This window comes from Petrimonas mucosa, from assembly GCF_900095795.1.
Taxonomy (GTDB): domain Bacteria; phylum Bacteroidota; class Bacteroidia; order Bacteroidales; family Dysgonomonadaceae; genus Petrimonas; species Petrimonas mucosa.
On record NZ_LT608328.1, the window covers coordinates 306512 to 333142 of the forward strand.

Sequence of the window (26631 nt, forward strand, 5' to 3'; positions counted from 1 at the left end):
GTTTTCCTTAACCCACATTGCAGCTAACCGGAGCTAATTCCCTGTATCCCTGCGTATATATTTTTTTCAAGGTTCAATTGGGGGACTACAGATTTTTTCCTGATAAATGGTTTTTCATCGTATCCCAACACCTTATATATGATTCTTACTTTGGATTCAGGGAGTGAACATTTTCTAATCGACACACACTCTTCATCGGTATTTACCATGTGCGTTGTCACCATTTTCTGCGTGTTCATGATCCGGACAATCTCTCTCCACTCATGGGTAATCCCAAATTGTTTCAGTTTGAAACGGATCGTGCTTACCAGCTGGTAGGCCAACAGCCCGAGGTGAAGATGAGCCATTGTCGCCTCATCCGTTTTATGAAACACGGGACGCAGGTTCAGATCAGTCTTCAGGCAACGAAACGTCGACTCTACTTCTCTTATAGTGTTGTAAATCAGCCAGGTGATCTCCTCTCCATGTACCGACAGGGAAGTACGCAAGAAGTATTCCCCATGTCTTGATTCGCTCTTTGCCTCGATTCTCTCCCAGGATATGGATGTGGCATGAATCCCCCTTTCGTCGGGCTCCACATGGATCTGATACAGGCGGTGTACCGAAGGGTATTTTTCCTTTAGCCGGCCGATGCGTTCCCACACCTTTTCAAGCTTTTTGGTGCCTCCTTTCTTTTTCAGGGCTTCGGCTGCCTGGCTCAGTCCACATTCAAAGGCCCGCGTGAAACGGTTTTCCATGGACGCTTCCTTGAGACCCTTGCTATAGCTCTTCACCTTGTAGAAGCTGTCACTTTCGCCATCCACTTCTACCTGACTGATCTCGATGAGCTGGTTGGATTTATCCCGTATTTCCACAGGGGAAAGGCTTGTTGCACGGTATTCTTTGAGTTTACCCCGTGAGACACAGATGTAGTCGAAGGATTCCTCTTTCAATATCTTCAGGTTATCATTCGTGGCGATGCCGGCATCCATGACCACCACCTGCTTTTTATCGGATCTCCCCCTATGGGATTTCATCTTGTCAAGAATATATTGCAGGCTTTCAGGATCAGTCATGTTGCCTTCAAAGATTTGTGACTCCTTCAGGAAACCTTCCGGGTTGACCACCACAGCCAGCACCACCAGTCTGGTATCGTTACGCTTTTCCTTGCTGCGCCCGAACTTAGCTATCCGACTCTCTCGCATGGTTCCCTCAAAATAGGTATTTGTTAAATCATAGATGATAATCTTGTCATCCAAGGAAAAAAGATCGTTCGTGCGGTTAGAAAAATGACGTTCCAAGCCATCCTTCTCACCATAAAGCCGGTGAGCCATCTGGTAAAGCTTATCTTTGGTGATGGCCGAAGGATCAACCCCGGTCAGTTCACAAAGCGCCGAGTTCTCCTTCAACCAACGGCTGGTTTTATACTCCGATGCGGGGTAAACAGCCCGGGCGATGATCTGGGTTAAAGCAAGGGCGATATCTTGTTTCTCCCAGCCGAAAGTCTCTAAATACTCCGGCAGGAGCAATTGGCGGCAAGCTTGAAGACAAAGCCATTCGCCACCAACCTCCCGGATATCACTGTTCGTTGTCCTGTCAATGTACACTTGCTCGATACCAGCCGCCTTCTTCTTTGCCTTTTCTATCTTTTGCGCTTCATGGAGTAGTCCCACGTATTTCGTGCACAGGGCTTCCACCTTGTCATCACGAAGCGATGAGATGATGAATGTTTTGCCCTCGAAGTAAACCTGGTTGATGCGTTGACAGAGAAAGGGAATCTTTTCAGGTGGAAGAACTGATTCCAGGTCACCCAAAGAGAGCAGCGTGCGATTACGGATGAAGCGGCCTTCCCGGTAGCTCTCACACAACCGGTAATGGGTATACTCATGGCCCCCATCCTTTTGCTTTATGCTTGTCTTGAAAAACATACAACGCAAAAGTAATCAAGGGATACGTTTTTTTCAACATCAAATGGGGGACTACATTCGTGTTTTAAAATAAACCGACATTGAATATCAGCCTGATACAAAAATTTATGGTCAGCAAACAGACGTAAAACAAGCGGATTTAACGTAAATAGAGGGTAAGTTTAACTTCTATTTATAATCGTGCTGCAATGTGGGTTAATAAATAACAAGTTCGAAAGACAGTATTTTGATAGCAAAATACTGTCTTTTATTTATGTCAAAAATTAAAGAAATTTTTCTTTAATTCATTAGTTGATATTACAAATAAATTAGTTACTTTGTAGGGCAAAAGAGAGATATAAAAATCTGTTTTTTAGCTACTTATATAAAATATTAAACTGTAAGAAAACGGGCCGAAAAAACAACGAAACTGTTTCTAAAGAGACACAAAAATAAGAAATAAAAACTTAAACAGATGAAACGTAAACTTTTAATCAGAGATCTCACCCTAAGGGACGGCCAACAATCGGCATTTGCCACCCGAATGAATCAATCGCAGGTCGACCGGGTTCTTCCTTACTACAAGGATGCCAATTTCTATGCGATGGAAGTATGGGGCGGAGCTGTTCCCGACTCCGTGATGCGCTATCTGGGCGAGAATCCGTGGGACAGGCTGAAAAAAATCAGCGATGGCGTAGAGGGTGTTTCCAAACTTACGGCCCTTTCAAGAGGAAGAAACCTTTATGGGTATGCACCTTATCCCGATGAAATCATTGACGGCTTTTTTAAAAATGCCGTTTCAAACGGGCTCAGCATCATGCGTATTTTCGATGCGCTGAATGATGTTGACAACATAAAGTCGAGTGTAAAATATATCAAGAAATATGGTGGACTGGCCGATTGTGCGGTTTGCTACACGATTGATCCCAAGTACGACGATGAGGTGAAGATCGTGGAAAAGAGGGGGTTCCTCGGTTTGTTCAGCAAAAAAGAGGAGGTACGGGTAAAGAAGGAAAAGGTCTTTACCGACAGCTATTTTCTTCAGAAGGCCAAAGAGATGGAGGCTTTAGGTGCCGATATGATCACCATCAAGGATATGAGCGGACTGATTCCTCCCGCACGTGTGGCAACGCTTGTATCGTTGTTCAAGAAGGAGCTTGAGGTACCTGTTGACTTTCATACCCACTGTACGCCGGGATATGGACTGGCTTCCGTTCTTGCTGCAATTGTGAACGGTGTCGATATAGTGGATACCAATATCTGGAATTTCGCTGGCGGGCCGGCTGCGCCGGCCATTGAGCTGATCTATATCTTCTGTGAAAAGATGGATATTGAACTGGATCTCAACATGGAGGCGGTAGCAAAAATAAATGCCGAACTGTTTGAAATACGACGTGAATTGGAAGCATTCGATGCGGTGAAACAGTATCCCAATCCATTCAATCCGTTGACCGACATATTGCCGGCCGAGATCGACAGGTTGTTCGATGAGGCGATTGCGGCAGCAAGAACCAACAACGAAGAGGCCCTGCTCGAGGCCTGTCATCTGATCGAAGCCCACTTCAATTTTCCCAAGCCCGATGAAAAGGTGAAGAATGCCGAGATACCGGGCGGAATGTACACCAACATGGTTGCCCAGCTCAAGCAGTTCAATGCGCTGGATATTCTGGAAGATGCGATGAAGCTGATTCCCAGTGTAAGGCTCGATGCAGGGTTACCACCCCTGGTTACGCCTACCAGCCAGATAGTAGGGGCACAGGCCGTCAGTTCGGCCCTGAACCTGAAGAATGGCCGGGATAAATATGCCAACGCCTCCAACCAGTTTGTTGCATTGGTAAAAGGTGAGTATGGAAAGACTCCCGTTCCGGTAGATCCCGAATTCAGGTTGAAGATTGCCGGAACTGGCGAAGAGACACCGTACGACACGAGCAGCTACAGGCGTCAGGATAATCCGGTGTTGCCGGAGTTTGGCAATGTTCAGTTGGCGAAGGATGAAAAAGAGGAGCTGTTGCTGGAACTCTTCCCGGCCGTAGCTACCCAGTTCCTGAAAAAACTTCGCGAAGCGGAGTTCGTGTCCCGGCAGCCGGCACAGGAACAGGCCGGACCGGTTGAAAATGTCAACGCCGCACCGGTTGTCGAGGAAAAGGAACCCGATGGTTACGTGGTGGAAAGCCCGATGCCGGGAAATATCATCAAGTTTCTGGCAGAGGAAGGGGCACAGGTTAGTCGAGGAAACAATCTCTTCATCCTGGAGGCGATGAAAATGGAGAACGAGGTGGCCTCTGAGTTTTCAGGAAAAGTTTACAAGATTTATGTGAAGCCGGGTGATATTGTTCAGGTTGGTCAGCCGATCATGAAGATCGTCTGAACGGATAGAGTCGGACAATTCCGAATAGAAAACCCGCCATGGTTGGCAGTTCACGCCTCCCATGACGGGTTCTCTCTTTTTCAGACAGCTACCCGGTGCGAAATTTAGAGGGTAAAAAGTCTCTTCAGATGCCGGTCATAGATATTCTCTTCAACGCAACTGCCAATCACCTTACTATATTTCTCCAGCAGTGAGGTGTAGCTGTCTCCCATTTCTGCCGCTATTTTGTAGGCCACATGGATCAGCTGCCTGAAGCTGGGGTTGTAGTCGGGATGTCCCGGAATATGACGCAGTGTATTGGCATATTTTTCACTGTTCCATCCATTGACCTCTTCTACCGTGGGGAGTTTTGAACCGTCGATATCGATCACGTCGGCATAGGGGGCACAAAGTTCATCCTGCCGGTTGTAGGAGTGTTCATAAATCTTCTTTGCCAGCTCGAGCCCTTCCCCGCCTGCCATGGCCAGTCCGATCACCTCTTCCAGCCAGGTGGTGCCGGCCGTTTTCAGATGTAGCCCTTTGTCATGACGTCGGATCACTTCTGCCATTATAGGGTAGATGGAAAATTTATCGCTGCCCGAATGTACACTCAGTTTCAGTTCTTGAGGCAACCCGAACTCCCTGACGGCATAGTCGATCACCAGCACATCCTCCTCGAACTCTTTGGCAAACTGGTCAAGATTGCCCACGTAATCTACCCCCTTGTTGAAGCGGCCGGTGAATTTTGGGGCGATGGTTTGTACGGGTACCCTCTTGTCGGCAAGCATCTTCAGGATAAAGAGGAGTTCAACCGGTGTCTGCGGAGACTCTACCTCATCCATCGAGACCTCGGTGATGAAGTTTCCTTCACCCTTTTCCCGCTTCAGGAAGTTGTAGATTTCAGAGGCGTGCTGTGTGGCAGCCAAGAATTTGCCGGCAATCTGTTCCAACAACTCAACAGTTACCTGCAACGGCTTGTCCATGCCGGGTATCACCATTTCACCCAGATACTTCTTGCAGGATGCGATGAAAGCGTCCACCTCCTCTCTGCTGCTCCCCTTACCGATAAAAGAGGCCACATCGAGGGTAAAAAAATCTGATGTCTCCACGTAGCTGGAAACGGTGTTGAGATTGATGTGATCTGCATCGACAAAATAGATACCCTCGTAACCAAGTGCCTTTACTGCTTCATCTGCCTCTTTGCGCGTGTCTGACGGCACCGTGCCCACATAGGTGTGTTCACGGTTAGATTTATTCCATACGGGGCAGATATCCAATCCCTTCTCGTTTGCTCTCATGATGGCACGGAGCTGTGCCTTTCCCTGACGGGTGAAACGGTCACCCACACCGATGCTGTACTTACCTAATTGCTTCATTGCGGTTGTTTTTAGTTAAATGATTGAGATTTAAACTGTAATATCATTATGTTCTGTTCTTTTCCTGTATTCTGAGGGTGTCATCCCATATTTTTTCTTGAAGCAGCGGGTGAAGTACTTGGCATCGTTCAACCCCACCGTGTAAGCGATCTCCTTGATATTGAACCCGCTCTCTGTCAGCAATCTGGCGGCGTGTTGCAGCAGCAGGTCGCGGATATATTCCACCGGTGCCAGGCCGGTGAGCCCTTTCACCTTCTTGAAAAAGACGGTACGGCTCATTCCCATCTCCATCGCAAGATCTTCGATCACATATTCGTTGTTTCCCATATGCTCTTCGACAAACCTGTTGATAGAGCGGATAAATGCCAGGTCGTTGTCGTTAACGGGCAGAGGCCCGTTGTCGGACTTCTTGCCGGATGAGAGGGGAGAGATGTTCTCCCTGTCCCGGTAATAGGATTGCAGTTCATTCCTCCTTTGTAGCAGGTTTTTCACCCTTGCACGGAAGAAGGTGACACTGAATGGTTTGGAGATATACTCGTCTGCCCCCTGTTCAAGCCCCTCCAGTTTGCTGTCGAGCGTGGTTTTCGCGGTGAGCAGCAGGAAGAGGATATGGCTGGTTTGCAGGTTTCGTCTGACGTTGGCAAGCAGTTGCATGCCATCCTCCTCAGGCATCATGATATCGCTCACGATGAAGTCGGGAATCAGTTCCAGCGCTTTCTCGAACCCCTCTCTGCCGTTTGAAGCCTCGTGTACTTCGTAATCCTCCTCCAGGATGGAGCAGATAAATTGCCTGAGATCATCGTCGTCTTCCACCACCAGTACGGTGGGATGTTCATCGAGCCGGATCATCTCATCGCTGGCAGATACCGGTTCTATTGCTTCCGGTACCTCATGAGACTCGTTGACGACTCCCTTGATCGTCTCCTCATCGATGGTCACCTCCGGTTCGAAATGGGCAATTCCCTTCTTTAAGAAAAGGGTGAAAGAGCTCCCCTTGTCAAGTTCACTCTCCACCTGTATCCGGGCTCGATGCTTGTCGGCCAGCTCCTTGACGATGGAGAGGCCGATGCCGGTACTGGGATTGCTCTTGTCTTCGTTAAACGATTCGAACCGGCGGAAGAGGCGCTGTTGCTTATCCCTGGAGATGCCGCTCCCGGTGTCGCTCACCTCGATGGCCACTTCGTACTCCTGATCACGAAGTGTAACGGTAATCGACCGGCCGGCTGGAGTGTATTTGAATGCGTTGGAGAGCAGGTTAAGGATGATCTTTTCCAATGCCTCCCCGTCGGCCCAGATAAGCGTGTCGCCCACATTGTTCACGAACCGGTAATCGATCTTCCGGATCTCCGCGTTGCGTGTATATCCTTCGTAGAGGTTCTCTACAAAGGGTGCTATTACGATCCGGTGCACGGTGAGCGGTGTCTGGGCCATCTTTTGAAAATCAAGGATCTGATTGACCATGTTGAGCAGTCTGTGGGTGTTCTTGGCGACCAGCTTCAGCTGGTTTTTCACTATGGTAGGGGTAGTGTCACTCGCCAGCAGATTCTCGATTGGAGATACGATCATGGTGAGCGGAGTACGTATCTCGTGGGAGATATTGGTAAAGAAACGGGTCTTTATCTCCGACTCCTGTCTCTCCAGAATAATCTTGTGTCTCATCCGGTAAAAGGTGTAGAGAATCCTGTAGGTGACGAAGAGGATGATCCCGAAAAGGATAAAGTAACAGAGGTAGGCCCATCCGGTAGCCCAGAAGGGAGACAATACCTCGATGGTCAGCATGCGTTCGTTGTCAGCCCAGACACCGTCGCTGTTGGTCGACTTTACCCTGAAAAGATACTTTCCGGGAGAGAGGTTGGTATAGTTGGCTATCCGCTGGTTGCCGGAGAAGATCCACTCCTTGTCGAACCCGTCCAGCTTGTAGGCATAGTAGATGTTGTCGGGGTCGATGTAGTCGAGTGCTGCAAACTCGATGCTGAAGAAATTCTGGTTGTGTTTCAATTCCAGTCGCCTGGTGAGGTGGATGTTCCGGCGAAGCGGACCATCCGTCGAGATGGGGACCACCCGGTTGAAGAGCCTGAACTGAACCAGTGCAAGGGTGGGGTTGAAGGTGTTGTTTTTCACCAGTCCGGGATCAAAAAGAACCATACCGTGCGAATAGCCGAAGAGTATCCGTCCGTCGCGCAGGGCACACCTTGCATTCTCGGAGAAGTTGTTCCGCTTCATCAACCGTTTCATTTCGCTGTAGTTCTCGAAACTCCCGCTGGTACGGTTGAACTTGGTGAGCCCTCCCTCGCTGGCTACCCAGATATTTCCGTTGTGATCCTCCTGCAGGGAGAGGATGATGTTGGACGGGAGACCGTGACTGCTGTCGAAAGTTTCGAAGGTGAGCGGGAATCCCAGGCTGTCAGTCTCGGCAATCCGGCTGATTCCCCCGCCGAAAGTTCCGACAAATGTCTCGCCTGTCCGGGTGGTACAGATATCCATGATGTCGTTGGCTCCTACTGTGCCGCCATGTCCGTTGCGGTGGACATACACCTTGTAATCGATCCTGTCGGGCCGCTGAAGATCAGGTTTAAACATGATCAGCCCCAACGTCGTACCTACGCATATATTACCGAAACGGTCGCTGTTGATAATCCTAACCTGATCTCCGATGCTGTAGGGGTAGCTACCAAGTCCGTTGGAGTGATGCAGAACCGTTTCACCCACTTTTCCTCCTGGGATCAGATTGATCCCTCCGCCGAACGTTCCGATCCAGATATTTCCCTCCCTGTCTTCATGGATGGTGTAGACCTGATTGTCACTCAGTGAATTGACATTGTCAGGTTCGTGCCTGATGTGTAAAATATCGAAGTTGTTGCCCTCCGGACCGGGGGTCAGCCGGTAAACGCCCTCCCCTTTCGAGCCGATCCAGATGTTGTGCCGGGAATCCTCCATGATGCAGTAGGCGATCCCCTTTAACGGCCTCCCTTTGCCAATAGTACCCTTTTCCGTGAGGATGCCCTTTTCCTGCAAGGAGTTGTCGTAGAGATGGATTATTCCATCTTTGGTGGCAGCCCAGATCATGCCGCGTGAATCCTCGAAGATGGGACGCACATCATTGCAGATGGTGGAGTGAATATTATCGTTCAGCTGGATCGACCGGAACTGGGTATCGTCGAAAAAGATCACCTTTTCCAGTCCGTGTGAGCGGGTACACATCCAGAGGTTTCCCTGCCTGTCCGAATAGGCGGAGTGCATCATGTTGGAAAACATCCAGGTAGGGGAGAAGGGTTCGTTGTAAAAAGGGACCAGCTGATCCAGATCCCTGTTGTAGTATGAGAAGCCTCCCCCGCGGGGATGGACCCAGAGTCGACCCTCCTTGTCTTCAAAGATGAAGAAGTTGGGAGGAAAAACAGTGGTTTCGGTACTTTCAATGTAGGGGCTGAAATGGAGATAACGCCGTGTATAGGGGTTGAATTTTGCTACACCCAGGCGATCTGTCTCGATCCACAGATTCCGGTTTCCATCCACGTATGTGGTGAAGATTTCACTGGCACTCATCTCGGGGAGTGTCTGCCGGTTGTAGAGCTCCATACTCCCGTCGTGGGTATTGTAGATTGCAAAACCACCACGGGACGAGACAAGCGCGATCTTCTCCGTTGAGATCGCCTCGATGGCAATCAGGTTGGACCCAAGGCCGGTGTCGAGGGGACGAAAATATTTCCGCTGCTTGTCGTAGCGCCAGATGATCCCCTTATCGGCACCAAACCAGATCTCATCATCCAGTTCGCTCACACAGTGAAAGGGGTATGGGTCGCGATACGGCGTGATGGAGGCGTGATGGAAGTAGAATAGCGGTGTACTCTCCCCGGCGACCAGCAGGGTAATTCCTTTCCCGGTGAGGATCCAACTGTTACCTTCACGATCCTCGTAGACACCGTTTACCCGTCTGTCCGTAAGGTTGCCGTAACGGGGATGATATACTTCAACATTAAGCAGGGAGTCGGTTACCACAATGCATCCATCTTCCTGAGACAAGAGCCAGACATTTCCCCCCTCCATCGGAATGATATTCGAGGCGGAGAAAGGATGACCCTCCAGGGCGGCGACTGATCCGATCCCGCAGAAACTTTCCGTCTCGATATCGAAACGGTAGGCATGGCTGTCGTAGGTAAGCGCCCAGATGTTTCGGTAACGATCCTCGAAGAGATGATCTATCCGGCTGCTTTGCGAGGCAATGTTACTGTTTCCGGGCAGGCGGTAGGTTGCGAAAGTATAACCGTCGAACCGGCTCAATCCATCCCAAGTGCTGAACCACATGAACCCGCTCCGGTCTTGAAGGATGTCGGTGACGGTGTGTTGAGGAAGTCCGTCCTCCGGTCCATAGTGCACGAAATAGGCATCAGGTTGCGCCTTGAGGGTAAAAACAACCGGAAGGATGAGTAGAAGTATAGTTGCTCTGTTCTTCATGCTGATATTTCGACTTGCGCAAATATACATTTTTTTGCTCTTTTGTTCCCTTTTTTTTGTTCTTATAACAATTTGTCACCCGTTAAAAACCAATTTGTCACCTATCCTTCAAAAGTAATGATGTAATATTGTGAACAGAAAATGGCAAGGAGAGGATTGCCAGCCTGATGTACCGGAATAAACAGCATGCAATGTGATTATGCCAAGAATCTAAGGATATGAATCTTTTGTTTTAATAACCTTTTAATTAACATGACAAATATGAATGAATCAGGAATGAAACGAAAAGTAACCATCGGTTTACTTCTCCTTTTTCTCGTCTCATTGGGTATAACCGCCCAGGAGAGGACAATCCGGGGGGTCGTGAGAGACAGCGGAGGAGAACCTATCATTGGTGCAAACGTGATGGTGAAAGGCACAACAATCGGTGCCGCAACCGATATGAACGGTAGTTATTCTCTCACGGTACCTGCTTCAGCAACAACACTCACCATCTCCTACATCGGCATGAAGGATAGTGAAGTTCCCATTACGGGCAATCTGATCGACATTACCATGGAAGAGGATGTATCAAGCCTCGACGAGGTGGTGGTAATAGGCTATGGTACCATGAAAAAACGGGATCTCACCGGATCGGTCTCATCGGTCAGTGCGGAGACCCTGGCTGCAATCCCGGTGGCTTCAGCGGTAGAGGCGATTACCGGTAAAATGGCCGGGGTACAGGTCCTTACCACCGAGGGTTCGCCCGATGCCGAGATGCGTATACGTGTACGTGGTGGCGGTTCAATCACGCAGAGCAACGATCCACTCTTCATAGTGGATGGTTTCCCTGTAAGCACCATCTCCGACATTCCGCCTACCGACATCGAGTCGATCGACGTGTTGAAGGATGCATCCTCCACTGCCATCTACGGGTCGCGTGGAGCCAACGGGGTGGTGATCGTCACCACCAAGTCGGGAAAGGCCGGCAAGCTGCGGATGAGCTACAATGCCTACCTGGGTGTGAAGAAGATTGCAAAGACCCTCGACGTGCTTTCGCCTTATGACTATGCCACCTGGCAATATGAGCTGGCGGCACTGAAAGGGAGCGATGCCATTCAAAATTACAACTCCTTCTTCGGTAATTTTCAGGATCTCGACCTTTACCGGAACGTACCCTACAATGATTGGCAGGATCTCACCTTCGGCCGTACAGGCAATTCCATGAATCACAGTTTCAGTCTTAATGGGGGAAGCGACAGGATGACCTATGCCTTCAACTTCTCCCATCTTTCAGACAAGGCGATCATGGAGGATTCCGATTACCGTCGAAACAGCGTGAGCCTGAAGCTCAACAACAAGGCAACAGAACGGATCACCCTCGATTTCTCGGTCCGGTATACCGATACCCGTATAGACGGTGGTGGAGCCAACGATGCCAGCAGTACGCTCGATACCGACAAGCGGCTGAAATATTCGGTAATCTATACCCCCATCCCGTTGAAGAATCTGGATGCTTCTGCCGGAAGTGCAGATGACGATCTGGGCAATCTCTACAATCCACTGGTATCGATCAGCGACAATGCCCGGGAAAAGAGTCAAAAGCGGCTCAATATGGCGGGTAGCGCCACCTGGGAGGTGGTAGACAACCTGAAATTACGTTCGGAGGCGGGACTGGATCGCCAGGATGATGGTGACCAACGCTACTGGGGACTTACCACCTATTACATCAAGAACTACCCTTCGGTAGAGAATCAGGGTAAGCCGGCCATCCGCCTGGTGAACAGGGATAGAGAGGCGTTAAGGAACACCAACACGGTCAATTACGATTTCAAAAAGGTGCTGGACGAGGCACACAGCCTGAATCTGATGGCGGGACATGAGTATATCATCCGAAAAGGGGTTACCCTTACTGATGAGGTGCACGGTTTCCCCACCACCTTCACCGCCAAGGATGCCTGGCGTCTCTCCTCGCAGGGAGTGCCCTACACCATCGACAACTATTACAATGAAGATGACAAGCTGCTCTCCTTCTTCGGCCGGGTCAATTACGACTACGAAGGCAAGTATCTGCTGAGCGCTACTTACCGTGCCGATGCATCATCCAAATTCAGCAAGGAGAACAGATGGGGCTACTTTCCATCGGCTGCTGCGGCATGGCGCCTCTCTTCCGAACCCTTTATGGAGGGCGCCAAGGGATGGCTGGAGGACCTGAAACTGCGAGCCAGCTTCGGAACCGCCGGTAACAACAATATCCCTTCAGGCCAGCTGGTACAGATGTTCGAATCGAAGGCGACCTCCTGGATCAACGGATTTTCCAACTACTGGGCACCTTCCAAGGTTATGGCCAATCCCGACCTGAAATGGGAGACCACCGTCACCCGCAACGTGGGACTTGACTTCACCCTGTTGAGGGGACAACTGGGCGGAACAGTTGAGCTCTACCGAAATACCACCCGTGACCTGCTGATTGAGTTCCCGGTAGCCGGTACCGGCTATGATACCCAATATCGCAACATGGGTGAGAACCAGAATCAGGGTGTCGAGGCGACACTCAACTGGTATGCCGTAAACCGGAAGAATTTCACCCTCAGTTTCAGCGGAAATATCGGATTTAACAAGACCGAGATCCAGAGCCTGGGAATCATGAACGACTTCGGTTATGAAACCTACTGGGCCTCCTCGGAGATCGGCTATGACTTTTGGATTGCCAAAGGGGGGGCCGTGGGTCAGATGTTTGGATTCCGCTCCGATGGACGTTACGAGGTGGATGATTTCACCGGCTACAATGCCTCTAACAACCGCTGGATACTGAAAGAGGGGGTTGCAGATGCCTCCGGCGTGGTGGGAAATCTCCGTCCCGGCTCGATGAAACTGAAGGATCTGGATGGCAACGGAATCATCGACGTGGAAGACCGGGAGATTATCGGTGATGCCAATCCGGTCCATACCGGCGGATTTACCATCAATTCAACCTTCTACGGTTTTGACCTGGCAGCAGCCTTCAACTGGAGTTACGGCAACGATATCTACAATGCCAACAAGATCGAATTTACCCAGACCGGTAAATACCAGTACCGCAACATGATCACCATCATGGAGCCGGGCAAGAGGTGGACCAACTTGCGTGAGGATGGTACCATCAGCAATGATCCGGCCGAGCTGGCTGCCATGAACGCCAACACCACCATGTGGTCGCCCCTCACCTCCAGGATGATCTTCAGTGATTGGGCAGTGGAAGATGGCAGCTTCCTGCGTCTCAACACGCTCACGTTGGGTTACACCCTTCCAAGGAGCCTGACGGGTAAAGCCAGAATTGAAAGTCTCCGCTTTTATGTGACCGGCTACAATGTGGCACTGTGGACCAACTACAGTGGATATGATCCCGAAGTTTCGACGGTGAGAAGGACCAATCTTTCGCCGGGTGTCGACTACTCGGCCTATCCGAGAAGCCGGCAACTGGTATTCGGTCTGAACCTGAATTTCTGATTCGACAAGAGCAATCTCTTGAATGGGTAACCTTGAAATAAAAAGTAAAAATCGTATGAAAAAAAATATCAACAACATCTGTCTGATTTTTTCCCTGTTGGGACTTTTCTTCAGCTCCTGCGACCTGGATGCACCATCCAAGTCGGCAGCGGAAGGGTCGGTCGTACTTTCAATAGAGGCCCTGGCCGAAGGAGCGGTGATGGGCATCCATCAATCGTTTGGAGAGACCAACTCCTACCGCGGGCGTTACCTCCCCTATTATGGAATCAACAGCGACGTGGAGTGGCTAAACGGTATCAATCCCTCCCAGCTGAACGACGCCGGCAAGCATGAACTGGCAACCTATGCCGCTTCACCCGGAAACACGCAGATGAATACCGACAACAATGCCTGGGCAAAGTTCTACGAAGGTATTGAACGGGCCAACAAGGCCATAGAAGGGCTTCGTGAATATGGTAAAGTGAATGAAAATCCCAGAATGGCACAGCTGTTGGGTGAAGCGCTCACCCTGCGTGCCGTGATCTATCTCGACCTGGTCAAGGGCTGGGGTGATGTGCCGGCACGCTTCGAGCCAATCACTACCGAAACTCTCTATTTGCCGCGTACCGACCGGGATGTGATCTACAAGCAGTTGCTGGCCGACCTGGATGAGGCTGAAGAGCTGGTGGCCTGGCCAAACGAGACCGATGTCACCTCCAGTACCGAGAGGGTAAACAAGGCTTTCGTGAAGGGATTGATGGCACGCATCGCACTCTATGCAGGGGGCTATTCGCAGCGGGCCGACGGCATCCGCCGCAGCAACGACCCGGAGTTGAGTCCCGACAAGATGTATGCATTGGCCAAGGAAAAGACGCTTGAGGTGATCCAGGAAGGGTCCAATACGCTGGGGTCGTTTGAACAGAACTTCCGGCTGCTCTGCCAGGATGATGTGACTGCAGGCAAGGAGTCGCTCTGGGAGATCCCATTCTCTGCCGGCCGTGGACGCGTACTCTATACCCTGGGTGTGGAGCACAAGGCAATAGATCAATATACGGGGCAGAACAAGGGTGGTGTAAACGGTCCGCTCCCTTTTCTCTTCTATGATTATGATGTGGAAGATGTAAGACGCGATATCACCTGTGTACCCTATGAGTGGTCCAACTCCAATCCGAGCCGGCAACAGCTCCGCAGCATCGGCAAGTGGTGTTTCGGCAAGTTGCGCTATGAATGGATGACACGGCGTGTTACCTCAACCAATGACGACGGTATCAACTGGCAATACATGCGGTTGGCCGATGTCTACCTGATGGCTGCCGAGGCGATCAATGAACTGGATGGTCCCGCCGCCGCGGCTCCCTACCTGAAGCCGATCCTCGACAGGGCGCTTCCCGCAGCAAAGGTAAATGCCTATATGGCTCAGGCAACTGCCAGTAAGGCAGCATTCTTCAATGCTATTGTGGAGCAGCGTGCACTGGAATTTGCGGGTGAAAGCCTCCGCAAGGCCGACCTGATCCGGTGGAATCTGCTCAAGACCAAGCTGGATGAAGCCAAGGCGAAGATGACCCAGTTGATCAATCGGGAAGGCCCTTATGCGGATCTGCCCGAGAGACTCTATTTCAAGACTGCAAGCGACAACGAAACATTGATCATTTACGGATTGAACCACGGTGATACCGATGAGATCGGTGCCAGCCTGGGTTATGAAGGCAGCACCCTCTGGTTCGACCCGAGTGACTTGAAACCTGAGCTGATCAATGCCCTCTATCAGAAGGATCCCGACCAGAATCAGTTCTGGCCGATCTGGCAGACATTTATCGACAGCAGTAACGGACAATTAACGAACTAACCATTATGAAAAGAAGAGCTATACAATCCATCATATCTCTTGCCCTCCTGGCTGTAACACTGTGCAATTACAGCTGTAAGGACGACCGGGCGGAGGAGTTGACATCAATCGATTACGAGCGACTTTTCTCTCCCATCAAGATCGAGGCGCTGGTGATCAACCGTACCGACGCCCGGCTAAACTGGGTGCACAACAAGGAGGTGGAGTCCTATACGCTGGAGCTGTTTGCCGACGACAGTCTCACCTTCGCCGGCACTCCGGTGAGAATCTACGAGGGGATCACTGAAAGTGAGTTGCCCTATTATATCCGCGACCTCGACGGTGAAACCCGCTACTCGGCACGGATCAAGGCTGTAGCTGCCGAGAGGAATGAATCGAAATGGAGCGGCGTGACGTTCAAAACCGGTACGGAGAACATCTTTCTACCTTTTGTGGATGGGGATGTGGAGGCCACCTCGGTTACCTTGCGATGGATACCCGGCAGGATAGTGACCGCTATCCAGCTAGAGCCGGGCGGCATCGTGCATACTGTTACCGCCGACGAGATTGAGGCGGGCATTGCCACCATCGAAGGGCTGGCCAGCGAGACCAACTATACGGTCACGCTGAAGAACGGAAGCAAGACACGTGGCGTACTCACCTTCATGACCCTGGTTGACATTGGTAACGCCATTCCGGTATATCCGGAAGATGACCTCCAGGCAATGCTGGATGTAGCCAGTGATGGTGACGTCTTTGCTCTCTTCCCGGGAACCTACGGCGACGGAAGCAAGATAGTGATCAGCAAGAGCGTCGAAATAAAAGGGGTATATCCATACGACAGAGCTGTGCTGAATGGTTACATCTCCCTGCTGGATGGAGCTGGCTTGGTCCTCAAGGATCTTATCCTGGAGGGTACCGAAACTGACGGCAGCCAGACCATCGTCTATGGCACCGGCGATGTGGAGTATGGTCCGCTCACCGTGACAGGGTGTGAAATCCGCAATTACGTGAAGGGCCTGATCTACCTTAATGTAAGGGCAATGGTGGAATCGATGACTTTCCATGGCAACATCATCCATGGCATTGTCTGTGATGGTGGTGACTTTATCGATTCCCGTGTAGGTGCGATGCGGTCGCTGACCTTCACCAACAACACCGTATACAACAGTGCAGCTAGCAGGGATTTCATCCGTTACGACGACGCCTCCGGCTCCTTCCCGGGCATCACCACCGAGATACTGGTGGACCACAATACCCTTCACGGAGTGAGCAACACATCTTCAAGGCGGTTACTCTACGTGAGGTTCAGGGAGAACAAGATTACCTTCACCAACACCATTGTGGCGGCAACCGAGGGTATCTTCTCCAACCAGGCCAATACCGATCCGTCACCCACTTTTGGCGGGAACAACTTCTTCAATGCCCCGAACCTTTTCTCGGCATCCGGCAGCTCCTCGCGGATCTTTGACGATTCGGCCACACAGGAGAATCCCGGTTTCACAGATGCGGCCAACGGTAACTTCACGGTTACCAACGAGGTACTCAAAGCCAAAGGTACCGGTGATCCCCGCTGGGTGAACTAAGCAGTGATTTCATATCAGTTTACGTGACCTTCCCCGTTAAGGACACGTAAACTGATATTGCCTATAAACCGAAACAGATGCTAAGAATGAAAAAGATCTTTCCGATTCTCCTGGTGATGACTCTCCTGATTTCCTGCAGGGAGCATACTCAGGTTAATAGCGGTTACCCATATGCATATCTTTATGAGGAGCTGCCTTTCGATATGCCCCGTGTGGAGATCCCCACCTTTCCCGATCAGCAGGTAAGTGTGGCAGACTTTGGGGGTAAGCCGGATGGCATCACCCTTAATACCAAAGCATTCGATGATGCCATGCAGGCGCTTTCCGGAATGGGTGGCGGCACACTCGTCGTACCCAAAGGCATCTGGTTCACCGGACCCATTGTCTTCCGCTCCAATATCAACCTGCATCTGGAGAAGGGAGCACTTATCCTCTTTTCGCCCGACAAGGACCTCTACCCGCTTGTAGAGACGGTATTCGAGGGTCTCGATACCCGCCGTTGCCAGTCGCCCATCTCCGGACGCAACCTGGAAAACATCGCCATTACGGGCGAGGGGTCGATCAACGGGTCAGGCGAGGCGTGGCGACCTCTCAAGAAGGAGAAGGTGACCGAAGCCCACTGGCGAAAAGTGGTCGGCTCGGGTGGGGCAGTGCTGAACGATAACTACTGGTTCCCATCGGCTGCGGCCATGGAGGCGCACCAGAGGAGCGACATGAACGTGCCCCGTGCCCTCACTACGGAGGAGGAGTGGATGGAGGTGAGGGATTTCCTGCGACCGGTGATGGTCAGCTTCATCGAATGCAAGAATGTCTACCTGCAGGGGGTCCTTTTTGAAAACTCGCCTGCATGGAACATCCATCCGTTGATGTGCGAGAATGTGATCGTCGACGGGATTCTGGTGCGTAACCCCAGCTACTCGCAAAATGGTGACGGCATCGACCTGGAATCTTGTGTCAACTCCATCATTGTCAATTCAATATTCGATGTGGGTGACGATGCTATCTGCATCAAGTCGGGCAAGGATGAGGATGGACGCCGCCGTGGTCGCCCGACGGTCAACCTGATCGTGGACAACTGCAAGGTGTTTCACGGGCATGGCGGCTTTATCGTGGGGAGCGAGATGTCTGGCGGCGTGCGCAACATCTCGGTGAGCAATTGCCAGTTTCTGGGAACCGACGTGGGGCTCCGTTTCAAGAGCAACCGCGGCAGGGGCGGCGTAGTGGAGAACATCCATATTTCCGACATCTACATGTTCAATATCACCACCGACTCTTTCCTTTTCGATCTCTATTACGGCGGAAAGTCGGCTTCGGAATCGCTTGCCGACGGTGATACGACGCCGGTCGACCAGCCACCGTTCCCGGTATCGGAGGAGACTCCCGTTTTCCGTAATATCTACGTAAGGGACCTGGTTTCCCGCAATGCACGACGTGCCCTGTTTTTTAATGGACTGCCGGAGATGAACATCGAGAATATCCATCTGGAGAATGCCTTTATCACGGCGCGTTACGGAGCAGAGCTTTCCGAATCGAAGGAGATCACCTTCAACAATGTGACGGTGATTCCGGAAGAGGGACCAGCCTACATGCTGCACAACGTGAAGCAGTTCACCGCCGATGGAATCTTCAGTGACGACGAAAAGGGGAATCCCCTCGTGGAGATTACCGGAGAAAGGAGCGAAGCAGTCAGGCTGACCGGTGTACCGCGGGAGCAGGTTGAGATCGCTTCCGGGGCGGACAGCAGCGAGGTGGTTTGTCTCAATTAGTTAAGAAAGATGAAAACTATACCGCTTTTCAATTGCCTTTTGTTGCTCTTCTCCCTATCTTTGGGTATCGGTCGGGACCATCCGGTAAAGATCTTGATGGCGGGCGACTCAACCATGGCCGACAAGCCGCTGTTCAAAACGGTGAAAGAGAGTGTCACCGGTGAAGAGACCGAAGAGCCGTTTCTCGAAAGGGGGTGGGGACAGTTGCTCCCGGAATTGATTTCGGAGAAAGGGGAAGTCCTCAATTTTGCCCGCAACGGACGCAGTACCCGCACCTTTGTGGAGGAGGGGCTCTGGAGCGAGCTCTACAGCCAGATTGCACCGGGCGACCTGGTCATCATTCAGTTTGGACACAACGACGGGGTGACCACCAAGGCGAGTTACACCAACCCGGTGCAGTTCAGACTGAATCTGGTGGCCTTTGTCAATGAGGTAAAGGCCAAGGGGGGATATCCGATTCTCTGTACGCCGGTTGCACGCCGGAAATTTGACGAGAAGGGAGTTTTGATGCCTACCCACGGCGAATACCCTGATATCGTCCGCTCGGTAGCGGCTCAGGAGAAGGTTACCCTGATCGACATGGAGATTCTTACCTCACACTGGTTACAGGAGGTAGGAGTGGAGAAATCGAGACGGTTCTTCCATAAAATTCCTCCCGGGGTAAGCAGACTCTATCCCGACGGGCTGGACGACAACACCCATTTCAACGAAGAGGGAGCCCGCGAAGTGGCCAGACTCTTTGCCGAGGCTTGCAGAAAAGAGCAAGTAGACGCAGTTATCCGACTACTCAAAACGCAGTAATGATGAAAAGAAGAGATGCAATCGTGATTCCGTTGGCCGCCTTGCTGCTGAACTGCAGCGGCGGAGGAGAGAAGACAACAGCCGATCCTTACTACAGGAAGATGGCCGATTCGGAGATGAAGCGCTATCCGGAGAGCTGGATGGTAGACTTTTCAAAGGCCCCCAAATGGAACTATACCCATGGGCTGGAGATGCAGGCCTTCCTTCAGGTGGGAGAGAAGAGCGGCGACGAGAAGTACTACCGTTACGCCGAAAGTTACGCCGATACTATCGTCAACGAGGATGGTTCCATCAAGACCTACCGGCTTGAGCGCTACAACATCGACCATATCAATCCGGGAAAGATTCTCTTCCCGATCTATGAACGGACAGGAAATCCGAAATATCTGAAGGCGTTGCAACTGCTCAGGAGCCAGATGGAGACCCATCCCAGGATCTCCAATGGAGGCTTCTGGCATAAACAGATCTACCCTCACCAGGTTTGGCTGGATGGCCTTTATATGGCAACCCCTTTCCTGGCGGAATATGGCAAGCGGTTCAACGAGCCGGCCCTCTTCGACGAAGTTGCACTGCAGCTGATCACCGCCTGGAGCGACCTGCACGACGAGGAGAGCGGCCTGCTCTACCACGGTTGGGATGAGAGCCGTCAACAGCGCTGGGCCGATCCGGTGACGGGACAGTCGCCCCATTTCTGGTCGAGGAGTATCGGCTGGTACATGATGGCACTGGTTGATGTGCTGGATTTCCTGCCGGAGACGCATCCCAAACGGGATGAGGTGATTGGACAGCTGAACAAAATTGCCGGGGCGGTGGAGCGTTATCGCGATCCGGAAAGCGGCATGTGGTATCAGGTGACCGACCAGGGCGACCGGGAAGGGAACTATCTGGAGTCGTCCGGATCGATCATGTTTATCTACAGCTGGGTAAAAGGTGCGCAGAAAGGTTATCTGCCGGAGGAGTTCGCCCGAAAAGGGGCTGAAGCGTACGACCAGTTCCTGAAGCAGTTCATTCGCGAGAACGAGGATGGCACCATTTCGGTTACCAGTGTCTGCTCGGTGGCAGGACTGGGGGGCGAGCCCAGATACCGCGACGGCAGTTTCGAATACTATATCTCTGAGCCGATCAGGGATGACGACCCCAAGGCGGTAGGGCCTTTCATCATGACCAGCATCCTGCTGGACAGGTAACAAAAAACTGTTTCAATATGAGAAAACTGATTGTCTCACTGTTGATTGTACTGATTCTTCCTGTTGTCCCTGCAGATGCACAGACTCCCGCCTTCCCCGGTGCAGAGGGTGCAGGCAGGTATACTACCGGAGGCAGGGGGGGCGAGGTGCTCTATGTCACCTCCCTCGAGGATTCGGATAAACCGGGAACCCTCCGCTGGGCCATCCGGAAAAAGGGGCCACGCACTATCCTGTTTAAGGTGTCGGGTGAAATCAGGTTGAAGAGTCCACTGAAGATCGATAACGGTGACCTGACCATCGCCGGACAGTCGGCTCCAGGTGATGGGATCTGCATCAGTAACCATGAAACGGTGATCAGTGCCGACAATGTGATCATCCGCTTTATCCGGTTCCGTCTGGGTGACAGGGGAGGTAGGGCAGTCGATGCACTGTCGGGTTATCGCAACCGGCAGATCATCATCGATCACTGCAGCATGAGCTGGAGCGTGGATGAACTTGCCTCCTTTTACGACAATGAGAATTTCACCATGCAGTGGTGCTTCCTTGCCGAGAGCCTGCGAAATTCGAGGCATGACAAGGGCAAACATGGTTACGGCGGTATCTGGGGCGGACGTCATGCCTCGTTCCACCACAACCTGCTGGTCCACAATGATAGCCGAAACCCCCGTTTCTGCGGTAGCCGCTACTCCGGGAGGCCCGACCTAGAACTGGTGGATTTCCGCAACAATGTGATCTATAACTGGGGATCGAACAACATCTACGCAGCAGAAGGGGGGAGCTACAATTTGATAGCCAACTACTACAAACCGGGTCCGGCCAGTTCGAAGGGATCTTCCGCACGGATCATAAATCCTGACGCCGATAATGGAGAGAACCACCAGCCGGCAGGTGTCCATGGACGTTTCTATCTGGAGGGGAACATCCTGGAGGGTAATGCCGCAGTGACTGCAGATAACCGATTGGGTGTCGAACTGGGAGAGAGTTTCAAACAGTTTGCTCCAGGCGTGAGTAGGGAGGATATCCTGGCAGACCAACCCTTTCCGGTAGCCGATGTGACCACCGACAAGGCGGAGGAGGCTTTTGAAAAGGTGTTGCGCTATGGTGGATGCTCCCTGGTGCGGGATATCCACGACAAGCGCTATGTGGATAATGTGCGTGACGGAACTTACTCTTTCGAAGGATCTGCCGGCAGCAGGGGGGGATTGATCGACAGCCAGCAGGATGTAGGAGGGTGGCCGCAGTATCGTACCTATGACACCTATATTGACAGTGATGGAGATGGCATTCCCGACGGCTGGCTGGAGAAACATTATCCGGGTAAGCAGGCCAACGACCGGAACAGCGAGGGCTACACCTACCTGGAGCTTTATCTCAATAGCCTGGTGGCGCACCTGATGGGCGTATCGACCCCCATAGCGGTGAAACGGATTGTGGTAGATCAGCGGGGTGGGGGTGATTACCGGACGCTGCAGGAGGCGGTTGATGCGGTGAGGGCCTTTGATCCCGACTTCTTCACGGAGATTTTTGTCAGGGAGGGAACCTATTACGAAAAGGTGATGATTCCCGATCATGTACGCAACCTGAGGATCGTAGGGGAGAACAGGGAGCGGACCATCATCTCCTTCAACGACCATGCCCTGCTCAACAACATGGGAACCTTCCGGACCTATACCCTGATGGTAAGAGGGGAGAGAATCACCCTAGAGAACCTCACCATCGAGAACAATGCTCCTGCGGTAGCACAGGCGGTGGCGCTCCACACCGAAGGTGACCGCATCATCCTGAGAAACTGCAGGCTCCTGGGAAATCAGGATACCCTCTATACCGGCAGGGAGAGGGGCAGGCTCTATTTCTTCCGTTGCCATATCGAGGGAACTACCGATTTCATCTTTGGTTCCTCCACCGCCTGGTTCGAGGAGTGTGAGCTGCATGCAAAAAAAAATTCATATATCACGGCTGCCAGTACACCAGCCGATACCCCCTACGGCTATATCTTCAACCGTTGCCAGATTACCGTTGCAGAGGGGGTGACCGCTCTCTATCTGGGGCGTCCCTGGCGCCCGCATGCCATGACACTCTTTATGAACTGCACGCTTCCCAAGACGATCCACCCGCGGGGATGGCATAACTGGAATAAGCCCGAGAATGAGAAAACCGCCCGTTACGGAGAATACAACAACAGGGGGAGAGGGAGCCGGACTTCAGAAAGAGCAGCTTGGAGCAGGATCCTCACCTCCGACGAGGCGAGCCAAATCACCCTGGAAAGGGTGATGGGCGATTTCTACCCGGCAATCGTCAACGGGTGGGAGTGCAGCGCTCTACCGACTGAAAGCGATAAATGACTGAAAGGATGAATGGGATGAAGTGTTTTTCCTCATTGCTGACCATTGGCACCATATTGTTGTTGCTGACTTTTGGCTGTCAAAAGAGTATTCCTGAAATTGAGCGGCCCGACCGGGAGGAGCCCGGAGTCGATCCGCCAGCAGGGGGGCACATTTATCCCAAACCGGTGGATGAGCAGGCTTTTGCCTTTCCTGGTGCCTGGGGTGGCGGTCGAAATGCCAGTGGTGGCCGTGGCGGCAAGTTGATTCGGGTCACTTCACTTGAAGATGACGGTCTGCCAGGCTCTTTAAGGTATGCGGTGAACCAGCCAGGAGCCCGCATTGTCATATTCGACGTGAGCGGCACCATCCGGCTGAAAAGCAGACTGGAGATCCGGCAAGGCAACCTCACCCTGGCGGGGCAGTCGGCTCCAGGCGACGGTATCACCCTGGCCGACTATCCGGTGGAGATCAAGGCCGACAATGTCATCATCCGTTACCTTCGTTTCCGGATGGGCGACCTGAAGGTGGAGGGCGATGAGGATGCCCTTGGCGCGCGTAACCGGAACAACCTGATCATCGACCACTGCTCCATGAGCTGGTCGACCGACGAGTGCGCCTCCTTTTATGACAACGAGAACTTCACCTTGCAGTGGTCTATTCTCTCCGAGAGCCTGCGCCTTTCGGTGCACGACAAGGGGGCACACGGTTATGGGGGTATCTGGGGAGGAGTGAATGCCTCCTTCCTTTACAACCTGCTGGTGCATCACGACAACCGTACTCCTCGCTTCTGCGGCAGCCGCTACTCTAACAAGCCGGAGAAGGAGAGCGTGGACTTCCGGAACAACCTGATCTATAACTGGGGTGCAAACAATATCTACGGTGGGGAGGGGGGTAGTTACAACCTGGTGAACAACTACTATAAACCGGGACCCGCATCCTCCAACAGCGGACGGTTGATTCAACCCTATGCCGATGATGGCAAGAACAGTCAGCCTGAAGGTATCCATGGACGTTTCTATCTGAGCGGTAATCAGATAGAGGGTAACATCGGCGTCAGCAGCAACAACCGGATGGGGGTACACCTGCACACCACGTTTGCCACCTATGCCCCGGGTATTACCTTAGATGATATTTTAGAGGAGAGCGAGTTCGTAATGGGAGAGGCAGTGACCTGGAGCGCCGGAGAGGCCTTTGAGAAGGTGTTGCAACACGCCGGATGCAGCAGAAACCGCGATGCGGTGGATATACGTCTGGTAGAGGAGGCGAGGAACGGAACGGCAACTTTCAGGGGATCAAACCCGCAGAACACCCCTCCATACCCGAAACCGGGCATTATAGACAGTCAGGAAGATCTCAAGCCGGCGGATGGAGCTGCCGGATGGAGTGCCTGGCCTCTTCTCTCGCAGGGAACACTCCCGGTCGACAGTGACGGGGATGGCATGCCCGACAGCTGGGAGAGGACAAAGGGTCTTGATCCTTCAACCCCCGATGGAGGCGGGCGACACCTCAGCACCGCCTACGACAACATCGAGGTCTATTTGAATGAACTGGCGGGAACAGTTCAATAGCGTTAAACAGATGAAAAGTAGAGCGATGTTTCTATTGTTGATATTGCATCTCTGCCTCGTTGGGCAGGTAACTGCACAGACCGTTTTGATAGGTGGTGTTCCACGCGACACCAGTTATACCGTCTACAGCACTTACCAGAAAGAGGTGAAGCGATTTCCCTTTATTCGGATTGCTTCGGCGGAGATTCCACCCGGTATCCGGACTGAAGAGAATATTGCCTATAAACATGACGGCATGCGGGATTTGAACCTCTCGGTTTACCGTCCGGATAATGATGCCGTTCTCCCGGCGGTGATGATGATCCATGGCGGTGGCTGGAATTCCGGCTCGCCCGATATGCAGAGAGCGCTGGCCGTGCAACTGGCCAGGGTCGGTTTTGTTACCTTTACCGTTGAATACCGTCTTTCGCCCGAGGCACTTTTCCCGGCGGCATTGGAGGATCTGGAAGATGCGGCGGCATGGTTTGCAAGGAGCGCCTCACGATTTGGAGCCGATCCGATGGCGATGGCGGTTTCGGGTTGTTCGGCCGGGGGACAGCTGGCATCCCTCGTGGGAACCCGTAACCGGGAGAACCGCTTCCGGGCCGTAATCAATATCGACGGGATCTCCACCTTTATATATCCCGAGACGGTGGAGCGGGCGGAGAAGGCGCGCGAGAGAGGGGAAAAAGAGCCGGTCGATGCCCTCTGGCTGGGTGGTAGCTACAGTGAAAACCCTGAACATTGGAAGGCTGCCTCGCCGTTGTTGCATATACACCGGAGAAGTGCACCGGTCTGCTTTATCAACAGTTCGATCCCCCGCTTCCATAACGGACGGGATGAACATATCCGCCGGCTCGACAGTCTCGGCATCTACAGCGAGGTGCATACCTTCGACGATACACCCCACACCTTCTGGCATTTTCATCCCTGGCAACTCTCCACCATCAGGCTGATGAGCGGCTTCCTCCACAAGATCTTCCGCCCGTCGGGCGAGATTGAGCGTAGCGGGTACGACTGGGTGGTGGCTCAGGACGGATCTGGCGATTTCACCACCATCCAGGCGGCCATCGATGCCGTTCCCGATTTCAGGAAACGACCCACCCGCATCCTGATCCGAAATGGGGTTTACCGTGAGCGGCTGATCATTCCCGATACGAAACAGCAGCTGACCCTGGTAGGAGAGGACAAATACCACACCATCATTACCTGGAACAATTTCGCCTCCAAACGAAGTTCATTGGGCGACGAGATCGGAACCTCAGGCTCCGCTTCGGTCTATATCTCTCCCGACCTCTTCATCGCCGAGAACCTCACCTTTGCCAACGACGCCGGACCGATGGGCCAGGCGGTGGCGACAATTGTGCGGAGCGACCGTGCCTGCTTCATCAACTGCCGTTTCCTCGGCTTTCAGGATACCCTCTATACCCATAAGTCCGGCAGCCGGCAGTACTACCGGAATTGTTACATCGAGGGGACAGTCGACTTTATCTTCGGCTCCTCCATTGCCTGGTTCGAGGAGTGCGAGATCTACTGCAAGCGGCAGGGGTACATTACTGCTGCCTCTACCCCGCAGGATCAGCCTTTCGGATATATTTTCAACCGCTGCGTCATTACTGGTGATGCGGCACACTCCTTCTATCTGGGGCGTCCCTGGCGACCTTACGCACGAGTTATCTTCAAGGAGTGTGAGCTGGGCGAGGTGATCCGGCCCGAGGGATGGAACAATTGGGATAATCCGGCCAATGAGGAGACAGCCTGGTTTGCCGAGTACCGGAACCGGGGAGCCGGTGCCGGGACAAAGGAGCGGGTTGGCTGGTCTCACCAGCTTAAGGCGACTGATGCAACACTTCTTACACCTGAAAGAGTGCTGGGAGGAGATTTTTTCGAAGAGGTTATCCGGTAATGGTTCCGGTTTTGTTATCTTTGCAGATCAAGATTATCTCCACTATGGCAAAACGGACATTTTCACAAACACAACTCGGCTTTATCGCAATACTTTGGGTGATTCTTGCCGGATATGTTCTTATGAATGCCGAAATAAACGGCATTACCATCATTTCGCTTATCATGTCCGCTATCATCGT

The 26631-nt window shown here is 52.3% G+C and carries 13 protein-coding genes; 10 read left to right on the forward strand and 3 right to left on the reverse strand.

The window, feature by feature from the left end; translation table 11 throughout:
- Positions 1-23: 23 nt before the first annotated feature.
- The gene (locus ING2E5A_RS15645) at positions 24-1907 is read right to left on the reverse strand and encodes an IS1634 family transposase (RefSeq protein ID WP_071135763.1); all 1884 of its coding nucleotides are present in this window, start codon (positions 1905-1907) and stop codon (positions 24-26) included.
- A gap of 454 nt (positions 1908-2361) precedes the next feature.
- Here ING2E5A_RS15645 and ING2E5A_RS01295 point away from each other — a divergent pair, with 454 nt between their 5' ends.
- The gene (locus tag ING2E5A_RS01295) at positions 2362-4254 is read left to right on the forward strand and encodes a biotin/lipoyl-containing protein (protein ID WP_071135854.1); all 1893 of its coding nucleotides are present in this window, start codon (positions 2362-2364) and stop codon (positions 4252-4254) included.
- Between the two features lie 104 nt (positions 4255-4358).
- Here ING2E5A_RS01295 and ING2E5A_RS01300 read toward each other — a convergent pair whose 3' ends face one another.
- Together ING2E5A_RS01300 and ING2E5A_RS01305 are read right to left on the reverse strand one after the other, a co-directional pair.
- Positions 4359-5609: a tagaturonate epimerase family protein gene (locus ING2E5A_RS01300; protein WP_071135855.1), complete on the reverse strand. Its 1251-nt coding sequence runs from the start codon at positions 5607-5609 to the stop codon at positions 4359-4361.
- A 30-nt stretch (positions 5610-5639) separates the two neighbouring features.
- Positions 5640-10061 (reverse strand): hybrid sensor histidine kinase/response regulator transcription factor, encoded by a 4422-nt coding sequence (locus ING2E5A_RS01305; RefSeq protein ID WP_071135856.1) that lies wholly within the window; start codon positions 10059-10061, stop codon positions 5640-5642.
- Between the two features lie 276 nt (positions 10062-10337).
- Between ING2E5A_RS01305 and ING2E5A_RS01310 the strand changes: the two genes are divergently transcribed.
- The 9 genes from ING2E5A_RS01310 to ING2E5A_RS15555 all read left to right on the forward strand — a co-directional run bounded on the left by ING2E5A_RS01310 (position 10338) and on the right by ING2E5A_RS15555 (position 26450).
- Positions 10338-13529: a SusC/RagA family TonB-linked outer membrane protein gene (locus ING2E5A_RS01310; RefSeq protein ID WP_231960407.1), complete on the forward strand. Its 3192-nt coding sequence runs from the start codon at positions 10338-10340 to the stop codon at positions 13527-13529.
- 55 nt (positions 13530-13584) lie between these two features.
- Positions 13585-15354 (forward strand): RagB/SusD family nutrient uptake outer membrane protein, encoded by a 1770-nt coding sequence (locus tag ING2E5A_RS01315; RefSeq protein WP_071138119.1) that lies wholly within the window; start codon positions 13585-13587, stop codon positions 15352-15354.
- A 5-nt stretch (positions 15355-15359) separates the two neighbouring features.
- Complete coding sequence (locus ING2E5A_RS01320) at positions 15360-16919, forward strand: DUF4957 domain-containing protein (protein ID WP_071135858.1); 1560 nt, start codon at positions 15360-15362, stop codon at positions 16917-16919.
- Between the two features lie 116 nt (positions 16920-17035).
- The gene (locus ING2E5A_RS01325) at positions 17036-18685 is read left to right on the forward strand and encodes a glycoside hydrolase family 28 protein (RefSeq protein ID WP_394332594.1); all 1650 of its coding nucleotides are present in this window, start codon (positions 17036-17038) and stop codon (positions 18683-18685) included.
- A gap of 9 nt (positions 18686-18694) precedes the next feature.
- Positions 18695-19486 (forward strand): rhamnogalacturonan acetylesterase, encoded by a 792-nt coding sequence (locus tag ING2E5A_RS01330; RefSeq protein ID WP_071135860.1) that lies wholly within the window; start codon positions 18695-18697, stop codon positions 19484-19486.
- Positions 19486-20673: a glycoside hydrolase family 88/105 protein gene (locus tag ING2E5A_RS01335; RefSeq protein ID WP_154670002.1), complete on the forward strand. Its 1188-nt coding sequence runs from the start codon at positions 19486-19488 to the stop codon at positions 20671-20673. Before ING2E5A_RS01330 ends, ING2E5A_RS01335 begins: the two co-directional genes overlap by 1 nt.
- Before the next feature lie 17 nt (positions 20674-20690).
- The gene (locus ING2E5A_RS01340) at positions 20691-23015 is read left to right on the forward strand and encodes a pectinesterase family protein (protein WP_071135861.1); all 2325 of its coding nucleotides are present in this window, start codon (positions 20691-20693) and stop codon (positions 23013-23015) included.
- An 8-nt stretch (positions 23016-23023) separates the two neighbouring features.
- Complete coding sequence (locus ING2E5A_RS01345) at positions 23024-24565, forward strand: pectate lyase family protein (RefSeq protein ID WP_092032678.1); 1542 nt, start codon at positions 23024-23026, stop codon at positions 24563-24565.
- Between the two features lie 10 nt (positions 24566-24575).
- The gene (locus ING2E5A_RS15555; protein WP_083373394.1) at positions 24576-26450 is read left to right on the forward strand and encodes a pectinesterase family protein; all 1875 of its coding nucleotides are present in this window, start codon (positions 24576-24578) and stop codon (positions 26448-26450) included.
- Positions 26451-26631: the final 181 nt, after the last annotated feature.